12 protein-coding genes are annotated in these 9,770 nt (G+C 67.1%); 5 read left to right on the top strand and 7 right to left on the bottom strand.

Annotated elements, in window-relative coordinates; translation table 11 throughout:
* Positions 1 to 198, top strand: a 198-nt coding sequence (locus ABZV44_RS44625) for an ANTAR domain-containing protein (protein ID WP_354851182.1), incomplete at its 5' end; no start/stop codon positions are given.
* Positions 199 to 530: 332 nt separating this feature from the next.
* On the opposite strand, the gene ABZV44_RS44620 is transcribed toward ABZV44_RS44625, so the two are convergent.
* Entirely contained in the window at positions 531 to 1,247 is a 717-nt protein-coding gene (locus tag ABZV44_RS44620) for an alpha/beta hydrolase (RefSeq protein WP_354851179.1), read from the bottom strand.
* Positions 1,248 to 1,475: 228 nt separating this feature from the next.
* Positions 1,476 to 2,498, bottom strand: a complete 1,023-nt coding sequence (locus tag ABZV44_RS44615; protein ID WP_354851176.1) for a GlxA family transcriptional regulator — start codon at positions 2,496 to 2,498, stop codon at positions 1,476 to 1,478.
* 75 nt (positions 2,499 to 2,573) lie between these two features.
* Here ABZV44_RS44615 and ABZV44_RS44610 point away from each other — a divergent pair, with 75 nt between their 5' ends.
* The 3 genes from ABZV44_RS44610 (at position 2,574) to ABZV44_RS44600 (ending at position 4,332) form a co-directional block, all read left to right on the top strand.
* Entirely contained in the window at positions 2,574 to 3,191 is a 618-nt protein-coding gene (locus tag ABZV44_RS44610; RefSeq protein WP_354851173.1) for a TetR/AcrR family transcriptional regulator, read from the top strand.
* 141 nt (positions 3,192 to 3,332) lie between these two features.
* Entirely contained in the window at positions 3,333 to 3,812 is a 480-nt protein-coding gene (locus ABZV44_RS44605; RefSeq protein ID WP_354851170.1) for a nitroreductase family deazaflavin-dependent oxidoreductase, read from the top strand.
* Positions 3,813 to 3,909: 97 nt separating this feature from the next.
* Entirely contained in the window at positions 3,910 to 4,332 is a 423-nt protein-coding gene (locus tag ABZV44_RS44600) for a hypothetical protein (protein WP_354851167.1), read from the top strand.
* A gap of 219 nt (positions 4,333 to 4,551) precedes the next feature.
* Here ABZV44_RS44600 and ABZV44_RS44595 read toward each other — a convergent pair whose 3' ends face one another.
* A complete protein-coding gene (locus ABZV44_RS44595) occupies positions 4,552 to 5,190 on the bottom strand; it encodes a class I SAM-dependent methyltransferase (protein WP_354851164.1) in 639 nt (212 codons plus the stop codon).
* A gap of 210 nt (positions 5,191 to 5,400) precedes the next feature.
* Positions 5,401 to 5,814 carry a helix-turn-helix domain-containing protein gene (locus ABZV44_RS44590; RefSeq protein ID WP_354851161.1) on the bottom strand — a complete coding sequence of 138 codons (414 nt, stop codon included), beginning with the start codon at positions 5,812 to 5,814 and terminating at the stop codon, positions 5,401 to 5,403.
* A gap of 69 nt (positions 5,815 to 5,883) precedes the next feature.
* Here ABZV44_RS44590 and ABZV44_RS44585 point away from each other — a divergent pair, with 69 nt between their 5' ends.
* Positions 5,884 to 6,525, top strand: coding sequence for a nitroreductase family protein (locus tag ABZV44_RS44585; RefSeq protein ID WP_354851158.1), 642 nt, complete (start codon positions 5,884 to 5,886; stop codon positions 6,523 to 6,525).
* 80 nt (positions 6,526 to 6,605) lie between these two features.
* Here the strand turns inward: ABZV44_RS44585 and ABZV44_RS44580 are convergent, their stop codons facing one another.
* The 3 genes from ABZV44_RS44580 to ABZV44_RS44570 all read right to left on the bottom strand — a co-directional run bounded on the left by ABZV44_RS44580 (position 6,606) and on the right by ABZV44_RS44570 (position 9,658).
* Entirely contained in the window at positions 6,606 to 6,914 is a 309-nt protein-coding gene (locus tag ABZV44_RS44580; protein WP_354851155.1) for a hypothetical protein, read from the bottom strand.
* Between the two features lie 163 nt (positions 6,915 to 7,077).
* Entirely contained in the window at positions 7,078 to 7,521 is a 444-nt protein-coding gene (locus ABZV44_RS44575; protein WP_354851152.1) for a hypothetical protein, read from the bottom strand.
* Between the two features lie 10 nt (positions 7,522 to 7,531).
* Positions 7,532 to 9,658: an ATP-binding protein gene (locus ABZV44_RS44570; RefSeq protein WP_354851150.1), complete on the bottom strand. Its 2,127-nt coding sequence runs from the start codon at positions 9,656 to 9,658 to the stop codon at positions 7,532 to 7,534.
* Positions 9,659 to 9,770 lie beyond the last annotated feature (112 nt).

Here is a 9,770-nt window from a genome sequence, read left to right as displayed (position 1 = left end):
CTGATGCGCATGTACCGCATCAGCGACGAACAAGCATTCAAACTACTCGTGTGGCGCTCCCAGGAAACCAACACCAAACTCCGCGCCCTGGCCGAACAACTACTGCGCGAACTGCCCGCCGTGCCACCGGCCCAACCCGCCACCGTGTCGGCCTTCGACCACATCCTGCTCACCCTGCACGAACGCATCCCCCACTGACCACATCGCATGGACGAGGGTCCCGCCCCAGCGTCCCGGTAGAGCACGTGGGGCGCGACCCTCGTATCGGCCCAGCAGTCGGGGTCGTGCGCTGCGCCGACATCTAAGCGCATACCAACAGGTCGGCCTTCTCAACCTGTCGGTGCCCGATCGTGGCCGACCGATGATGAGGTCGTTACCGGCTCCCCCATCCCATCCGCCCACGTCGCTCGAGTGTTCGGAAAACGATCAGAGTGGATCGGCGGTCCCCGGAATCACCAGGGTGTCAGCCGCATACAGCCCTTCCAACCCCGCGGCGTTGAACAGTCAGCCGGCCGACCGCACCGGACGGGTCAGTTCGACTGCCGCACCGCACGCAGAATCAGCTCGGCGACCGCGCCGGGCTGGGACACGCTGACCGCGTGCGACGCGGCGATCTCGATCGATTCGGCCTGCGCGCGCTCGGCCATGAACCGCTGGGCTTCCAGCGGGATGTTCTTGTCGTCGGTGGTGAGCAGCGCGAATGCCGGAATGCTCGTCCACGCGGCCGCCGCAGCCGGTTCCTGGAGCGCGGCCAGCGCGACCGGCCGTTGGGTCACCGCCATGGCCGCGGCGGTGGCCGCGGGCACGTCGGCAGCGAACTGCTGCGGGAATTCGTCCTGTCGGATGTACAACTCGGTGCCGTCGGTGCCATCGGACAGCGGGTAGGACGCCGGGCGGGTGGTCGGGCCGAGGGTCGAGCCCGGGAACTTGTCGGTCAGCGCCAGCGCGCTCTCACCGGCCTCCGGAATGAAGGCCGCCAGATAGACGAGACCGGTGACCTGGGGCTTCCCTTGCGCCGCAACGCTGATGACGCTGCCGCCGTAGGAATGCCCGGCCAGCACCACCGGTCCGTCGATGCTGTCGACGACCGAGGCGACGTAGGCGGCATCGGAGGTGAGGCCGCGCAGCGGGTTGGCCGCGGCGAGCACGGAAACGCCCTCGGCGGCGAGGATTTCGATGACGCCGTTCCAGCTGGAGGAATCGGCGAAAGCGCCGTGGACCAGGACGACTGTGGGGGTGGTGGTCATGGGGATGGCCTCCGGGTTCGAGATCGGATAGGACGGTTGCGCCGGGCGCGGATCGGCTCGCCCGGCGGTGGGTCAGGATGCAGCACCGCGCGCAATGTCGCGACCGCCTGCGCCACAGCGGCTTTCGCGTCCTTTCTGCGGCACCGGAAGTGAGAGCAGCGCGGTACAGATATTTTCGTCTGAAACCTTTGTGCGCCGCCCCTCACTGCGAGCCGTGAAAACCCCGATTCAGGACACGGCCGCGATGGCAGGCTCCGGCAGCGCCGGCCACGTCGCCGAGCCCGTGGTGCGGAAACGCTGCTGATACTGGCGTGGCGAAACGCCCAGGCGGGCAATGAAAGCCCGGCGCAGCGCCTCACTGCTGCCGAATCCCGCCGCCATGGCCGCTTCCGTCACCGAGCACCCGGCGTGCAGCATGTCCCGGGCGACGCCGAAGCGGATGAACGCCACGTATTCGGCCGGTGAGCGTTCCAGCTCGGACCGGAACAGCCGGGTCAGGTGCCGCACACTCACCCGGGCGTGCGCCGCGAGGGTCTGCACCGTATGCGGGAAGGCCGGATCCGCGCAGATCAGATCGACGACCGTGCGCACCAGTGAACTGCGCGCCACCGGGCCGGTCAGGGAAGCCGAGAACTGCGACTGTCCACCCGACCGCTGCATGTACACCACCAGCAGCTGCGCCGCGCGCCGCGCCACGTCCGCACCATGATCCTCCTCGACCAGGGCGAGGGCCAGATCCACGCCCGCGGCCACCCCGGCCGAACTGTAGAGATTGCCGTCCCGGACGAAAATCGCGTCCGGCTCCACTTTCACGGCCGGGAACTTCCGGGCCAGATCCGGTGCGTACTTCCAATGCGTGGTCACCCGCCGCCCGTCGAGCAGCCCGAGTGCTGCCAGCACCGCTGTCCCACTACAGATCGACACCAGCCGCCGGGTGTGCGCGGACAAATGCCGAGCCGCCGCCAGCAGCTCGGGCGTCACGAACACCGAGACCGGCAGTTCACTCCCCGGAATCACCACGGTGTCGAACCTCCCGGCCTCGGCCGCCGCACCGCTCACCGCGACCCGTGCACCGATCGAGGTCTGCACATCCCGCCCGTCGGCCGAGAGCAACACCACCTCGTACCCGTTCACCGATTGATTGGCTTCCATGAAAACCTCGGCGGGACCGACGAAGTCGAGCATCTTCACACCATCGAACACGAGGATCCCCACCCGGCGACGGGCGGTATCGGAAGATTTTGAGGACATGTCAACCAGTATTATGGAGGCACGCCTCCAGAACAAGTAAAGTGCTCGAGATCGCAGATTGATACGGTGAGTCCCATGGGTAGACCGCGACAGTTCGACGAGCAGGCGCTGCTCGATGCCGCGATCGAACTCTTCTGGCCGCAAGGCTTCGACACCACCTCGGTCGAGGACGTCTCCCGCGCCACCGGCATCGGCAACGGCAGCATCTACGGCGCCTACGGCAACAAACGCGGCTTGTTCCTGGCCGCCTTCGAACGCTACTGCGACCAGCGCGCCCGATTCGTCCGCGCGGCAATCGAATCCGCCCCCGGATCGGCGCGTGCCGCCGTCCGCGCCCTCTGCCATGCCGTCATCGACGACTGCGCCGCCCACCCCGACCGCCGTGGCTGCCTCATGATCAATAGCATCGCCCACCTGGGCACCCGCATCCCGGAAGTCGCGACCATCGGCGCTCGCACCACCGCCACCATGGAAAACGCTGTCGCCGAACGCCTCCGCCGCGCCATGATCGCCACCGGCCCGGCCGACGAAGAACTCCTCTCGGCCCTGAGCGCCAATGTCATCATGACCACCCAGGGTCTCATCCAATTGAGCCGCATCGGCGTCACCCCGGCCCGCCTTCGCGAAATCGCCGACGTTTCAACCGAGATCCTCCCACCAGCCTGGGCAGGCGGGACGGATCAGCACCGGTAGGAGGACCGTAAACCGGCGGTCGGCTCAGCGGCGATCACCACGCTGCTGTCGGCTCGATGACCGGCCCATCTGGCCGACCCGACTTCTCGAGACTGCTCGGGGCCCTTGCCTTCACCCGTGGACAGGTGAACCCTCGACATCATGGCCAAGCCGTATCGAGCGGGGTGGGGTGTCAGGGCATCCAACGCGTGGATGCGGACCGTGATACGCGCCGGGTTGCCGATGTGGACGTTCCGTGTCCTCACCGTGCCCGGACGCCGCACCGGCCGCGCCATCCAGACGCCGCTGGCGGTGTTCGAACAACACGGCCGACGATATCTCGTCGCGTCCTATGGAACGGTGAACTGGGTGCGCAACCTGCGTGCGGCGCAAGGAAGGGCGACGCTGCGCCAGGGCAGACACCTCGAGTCCGTGACGGCCGCCGAGTTGCCCGCCGATCAAGCAGCCGAGGTGTTCCGCGCATCGCTGGTCACGGGACCACCACACGTTCCCAAACCCATTGTGGCGCTGTATCGACGGTTCTTCGTGCTGCCCTACCTGGAGGTGGATGTGGACTCGTCACCGCAGCAATTCCTCGACAACGCCCGCACCCACCCGGTTTTCGAAATCGTGTCGGCGTGAGGAAAGCAGCGGACCCCCGCACAACCCCGAGCGCCAACCGCGCGGTTCGTCGAGCAGATTTACACGCGATTCCGAGGACGCAGATCAGGAGGAGAGCATGGGCACGATTCGGCTCACCGGCGAGATCGGAAAACCCTTCACCATCGATCCCAGCCCAGAACAGGTGACCATTACACCAGGCGGGTCGCCGGTGCGCGTCGGCGTCCGCGTGACACCCACGGGAGAAGCAGGCGCCGGCCCAGTGCGCGTCGTCGTCGGCGTCAACCCTGAATCGGGACTGACCTTCACACACAGTCAGCTGACGGTCGACGATGGCACCACCTATCCCGCGGGCGCCGACTCTCGCGAGGATGTCCTGTCCTTCGAGGCGGTCATCATCGACTCCGAGGTGAATCCGGAGCTGTCCGTCGAGGTGACGGCCGGCGAGCAAGCACCGCACGAACCTACAGCCGTCTCGTTCGCAGTCGGCTTGACCTCGTGCGCCGTGCCCGTCACGATCGCAACCCCAACCGGCGAATGACCGAGCCCCGACCAACTGCGAGCGTGTCCCCTGTCAGTGTTCGGAGTCGTGTTCAGTGCTGACGTGCGGATTCTGTTGCGGTTGAACGGGACTGCGGATCGTCCGGCATGTCACGAACTCCTCGGCAGTACGGTTCTTGCAGCTCGTACTCGTCTTCAGCACCGGGGTTGCGGGATGGTCGAGGATTCGTCGTTCTCCGAGGCCAGGAAACTGGGCACTTCAACGGTGCTCGCGGGCCAATTCTTGCCGACACCCCGGAACCCCGGTGCGGCGCAGCCGATAAAGGTGGACCATCCTGCCCGCCACCTTCAGTAGGGACACGTCGTCGATGATTGTCCAACCTGGGAATGCGGCCGTGATGTCCGCCGGTACGGCGCCGCGGGGCAGTGGGCCGTGGTGGCCCAGTTCGAACGCGACCATGAGCAGGGTTGCGTCTGCGGCGGCGACGGTGTCCACCTGCAGGCCCATGGTGTGCCGTTCGGGGTCGGTCAGGCCGTGGAAGACACCGAAGTCCAGAATCAGCCGGTATCCCGTGCCGACCTCGGCCGGGAGGGCGGTGATATCGCCTTCGAGGAAGCGGGCAGCGACGCCGGCGGCGCGGGCGCGCCTGGTAGCGAGCCGGATGGCCTTCGGCACGATGTCGACCCCGGTGACCTGCCAGCCGCGGCGGGCCAGTTCCACGGCGTGCCTGCCGGTGCCGCAGCCGAGATCCAAGGCGGTGCCGGAGGGCAGCCGTGCTCCTGCCTGCTCCTGGTCGAATTGGGCGGCCAGTATGTGGGATACATCGCGCTGCCGGGCCGCCGCTTCCCAGGGGCGAAACCCCAGCGCATGCGCTACCCGATACCTGAAAACGCCCATGCTCGGTCCTCCTACGTGGGTCATGATGAGCAGCAACTCTGAACCGCGGTAGGCGCGGCATCGTCATCGGTGGACCGCGATCGTGTGGAGGATATGGGATCGGGTGGGCGCTGATCGTCAGGTGTGCGGTCGCGGCGCGTGGTGACCACGTAGATGCGGCGGCCCGGTCGACGGCCAGGCCGAATGCAGGGGCTCGAGAAGCCGGGACGGTCAGGAACTCGCCGACTGTTGGTCAGCCGAGTCACGGTGTTGCCGCGAAGCCGCTCGAGCGGCTTCGATCTCGTTGATGTTGGCCTCGATCCATTCGCGCAGCGCGGTGATCGGGGTGCGCAGGCTGTAACCCAGTGGGGTGAGGGTGTATTCGACCTTCGGCGGGACGGTGGGCTGGACGGTGCGGATGACGAAACCGTCGGTCTCGAGTTCGCGCAGGGTCTGGGTGAGCATCTTCTGGGAGATGCCCTCTATGCGGCGCTGCAGATCGGTGTAGCGCATGGTCCCGCCGGCGAGCGCGTCGATGATCAGGACCGTCCATTTACCGGCGATCCGGTCCAGCACCTGACGAGTAGGGCAGCGAGCGGAGAAGACATCGGCGGGCAGGCCCGAGGATTCGACATGTGTGCGCACCCCGGCCATTGTAACGAACCGAAAGGTGCCTTCTTTCAAAAAGTTTGCCACTCTCCGATAGTTAGTCTCATGAAAGCCGATACCTTGTCTGTCCCGGAAGCGATCCACCGGCGCCGCACCGTCCGCCACTACCTCCCCGATCCGATCGACCCGGACGTGCTGACCGAACTGCTGGAGCTGACCATGCAGGCCCCCAGTGCCTGGAACATGCAGGACCGATCGATCGTGGTGGTGACCAGTGCGGCCGGGCGAGCCCGGCTCTCGGAGGCGGCCTTCGGGCAGCCACAGCCCCGGGAGGCCCCGGTGGCGCTGGTCTTCGTGGCCGACAGTGCGGCATGGAAGGCGCCGAACACCGACATCGCCGACACCGCCGGGCGCCGCGGCGCCTGGAACGCCGAGTTCACCGCTATGTTCGACAGCCGGGCGGAATTCCACGACCTGCACAACCGCGGACTGTTGCGGGAGAACGCGGTGAAGAACGCCATGATCGCCGCCACCTACGCCATGCTCGCGGCCACCGCGCTGGGGCTGGCGTCGGCTCCGATGAACGGCTGGGATCCCGATCTGGTGAAGAAGGCGATCGGCATCGAGGACCGCGATGATCTGGCCATCGCCGTCATCGTGACGATCGGACACTCCGCCACCACCCCACCGCACCCAGGCCGGCGCCCGCTGGAACAGGTCGTCTTCGCCGAGCGCTACACCACCTAGCCTCGTCACCCCCAGCGTCCACGGATCAGATCCTCGGTCGCCCAGGGGGTAGGCCTTTCGCGTCTTGCGGTGGCGGAGTGCTATCCGATCCCGTTGCAGGTGGCGGACAGGGTGCAGGGGCGCGCACCGCCGAGCAGGACGTTGAGCAGGGCGGCGGGCGCGGCGAGCAGCGGACCGGCGAGGTTCGGCAGTCCGGCCTGGGAGCTGCCTTGGCCGGCGGCGACGGCGCTACCGGTCGGAATGGGACCGGTGGTCGCGCCCCAGATCGGATCCGCGGTGGCGGGTGTGAGGGGTATTTCGGCTGCGGCCGGGCCCGCGACAGCGACAAGGCCCGCCGCGAGGGCGCAAGCGGCGAATCCTGCTCGGACCGTGCGGTTCTTGGTGTTCACGCGCCGAAGATACGCGAAACGGATTCGTTTGGAACAGGATTGAGCCCCCCTGTTCCTTGGGCAGAGCTCCCGGTCGGTGAGCGTCCTCGGCGTACGGAATCCGGCTTCGGTGTGACCGAGGAACACCGACGACTCATCCGGTCCTGTTGCGCTCTCGCTCGAGCTAAGAGTTGAGCTCGGTTCCGAACTGCTGCTGGAACTGGCCCACGAGCGCGCCTCCGGCCGCAGCAACCAGTTGCGCCACGATCGGGTTGACGATCAGCGTCGTGACAGCGCCGGTGAATTGCGGAAGCTTTCGGCTGAACCAGTTGCGAATGGAATACATCGTCGACACATCCGGCTCGGCCGCGGTGATTGCTTCCTCGAGGTCGTCGAGATTCTCCCGCGCCTGCTCGGCCAGTGGACCCTCGCTCGGCAACTGGTCACGTAGACGGCCGAATTCGGCTCGCAGAGAAGCGATGTCATCAGCGGTGACCGCGACGGAGGCGTTGCCGGAAACGATGTTGCTGACAGTGTTGTGGTCACCGACAGTGAATTGCCCGGACACGCTCCCACCGATGTTGACGGTGGTGCGGTCCGAGGGCGTGTCGGTCGGATTGGCCGTCATCGGGTCTCCTTCAGGACGTGGTGGTCGGCGGCGTACTGGTCGGTGGGGTCGTCGAGGTGGTCGTCGACGATGTGGTCGGCGGCTCGGTCGGGCCGAGTCTCGGCACCCCACCTGAATCGGTCGTGGACGGCGGAGGCGTCGACGTGGTCGAGGGCCCCGCCGACATGCCGCCCGGCTTCGACGCCACCCCGGTCAACGCGGCGCCGGTGAGCGACTGGCCGCTCTGGGTATGGATGACGAAGGTGGCGTGGTACTCCCCCGCTCGCGGCGGTGCGAACGTCACCGCGAAGTCGCAACGGCGAACTGCTGGTTGGCATTTGGTGGAGTTGATCGTGAACGCGGCGTCACCCTGGATTGTTGCTCCGACGACGTTGTCGCAGTTCTGCCAGAGGGTGTATGCGGCGACGATCGTGGCCGAACCGGGCACGCCCGAGATGCCGCCCTCGTCGAGGTAGGTGAAAAAGGGGTTCGGATAGAGCCACCGGCTCTCAGGTGTACAGGTGGGCTTGGCGCGAGTCGTCGTCTCCGTGTCCGACGTGGTCACCGGAATCGTGGTGGTGACGGCGGGCACGATCGGTGGCGGAGCCTGTGTTTCCAGGGCCGCGGGCTGGGTTTGTGGCATCGGCTGTTCGGTCGCCACGATGGTCGCTCCGGCCACCGCCGCACCCACAGCGACGGTGGCCACGCAGACAGCGGCTGCCGGATGCGCAGAGATCGCAGTTTGCAACGATTTTCGCAATGTCCACGCGGTGACGGCTTTACCCAGAGCCACCCCGCCCGCGGCGCCTCCGGCCACGGTGATGCCGGCGACAGCATTGACAGCTCGCTGCCGGACAGCGTCCTCGTTCTCGAAATAGGCACGGTCCGCGGCGGATCCGGAGGCCGCTGCCGCGGCGGCGCCCAGTTTCAGCACCTCGCGCCACGCACCCCACTGCAGCGTGGCGGCTAAAACCGGGGCGATCGTACGGGCCAGACTGCAGGCTGGGCCGGTGTTCCCGTCGGTGATCGCGGTATCGAGCACGCGGATCAGGACCGGGGACGCGGCGCCGACCTGTTTGGCCGTGGCGGTGCTGGTGGCCCATTCGAGCAGCGGTTCGAGGAACCCTGAGGGATCCGGCGGCGAGCCGGCCCATGCCGTTCCCACCAGTACGGCATCGACGGAGAGCCGATATCCGGCGCCGGCGGATTCTGCCAGCGAAAGCTCCTGCAGTTCCTGCAGAATCGACTCGGCCGGCCGGCCGGTCATCACCTGACACAGCGCCGGCGAGAGCGCCGAACCACCACCGGCCAGTAACGCGCTCACCACCTGGCGCGAAGCTGCCGACAATCCGGTGAGCATCGCCGTGCGGAGCACGTCGGGATCAGCGACCGCGACCGCCGGGCCCGCACGGCGTAACCACGCTCCGGCCTGCACCAGAGCTCGAGGATGACCGCGTGCCGCCGTGTACAGCCGCCGCGCCGGTTCGAGGTTCTCGCCCAGATCGTGGCCGAGGGTCCGCGTGATGAGGGCGAGCCCGGCGTCCTCGTCCACGCCCAGCAGCTCCAGGAGCTGTCCTCGACTCGATGACAGGCGCCGTCGGCTCGCAACGACCAGGTCCCCCGATGGCAGGGCGTCGAGCAGCTCTTCGAGATCCTCAGCGGCACCGTCGAAGTCGTCGATCACGATCAGCGCGTGCACCGAGCCCATCAGCCGCCGCAGACGGTGCCGGTCCGGCAAGTAATTGTCCGCGTCGTAGAAGGCTTGGAACAGCTGTTGAATCACGTCGCCGACATCGAGCCCGGCCGCATGCAGAAACACCACCGTGCTGCCGGATTCGCGGCGATCGGCGGCGAAGCGCCCCAGCAGCGCCGACTTCCCCACCCCCGGGGTGCCGTACACGACGACCGGCATCTCCTCATCCACCCACTGGGACAGCAACGCCAACTCCGCACGCCTGCCCAGTAATTCGCCACCAGCACGCGGCAACGGGTGCGCCTCCGGCGTAGCCCGCCGGGACGGCGTGGGCGGATTCACCGCGCCCCCGACAATGTAGGTCCGCTCGAGGTTGACAACGTAATTGTGGTTGCCCACCACCATTTGCGCCGACACGGCGCCGCCGACATGGACCTGAGTGCCCGGACCCGGTGAGTCGACCATGGGACCTCCCCCTTCAGCGGCGTCGATTCTAGCCGTTCGTCGCGCACACGGATCGCCGAAATCCCTTTATTGCCAATCATTTCCGTGACTAAGCAACGGAAAACCTAACAAG

This window comes from Nocardia sp. NPDC004860 (assembly GCF_040609015.1).
GTDB lineage: Bacteria > Actinomycetota > Actinomycetes > Mycobacteriales > Mycobacteriaceae > Nocardia.
This window is presented reverse-complemented; position numbering and strand designations above follow the sequence as displayed.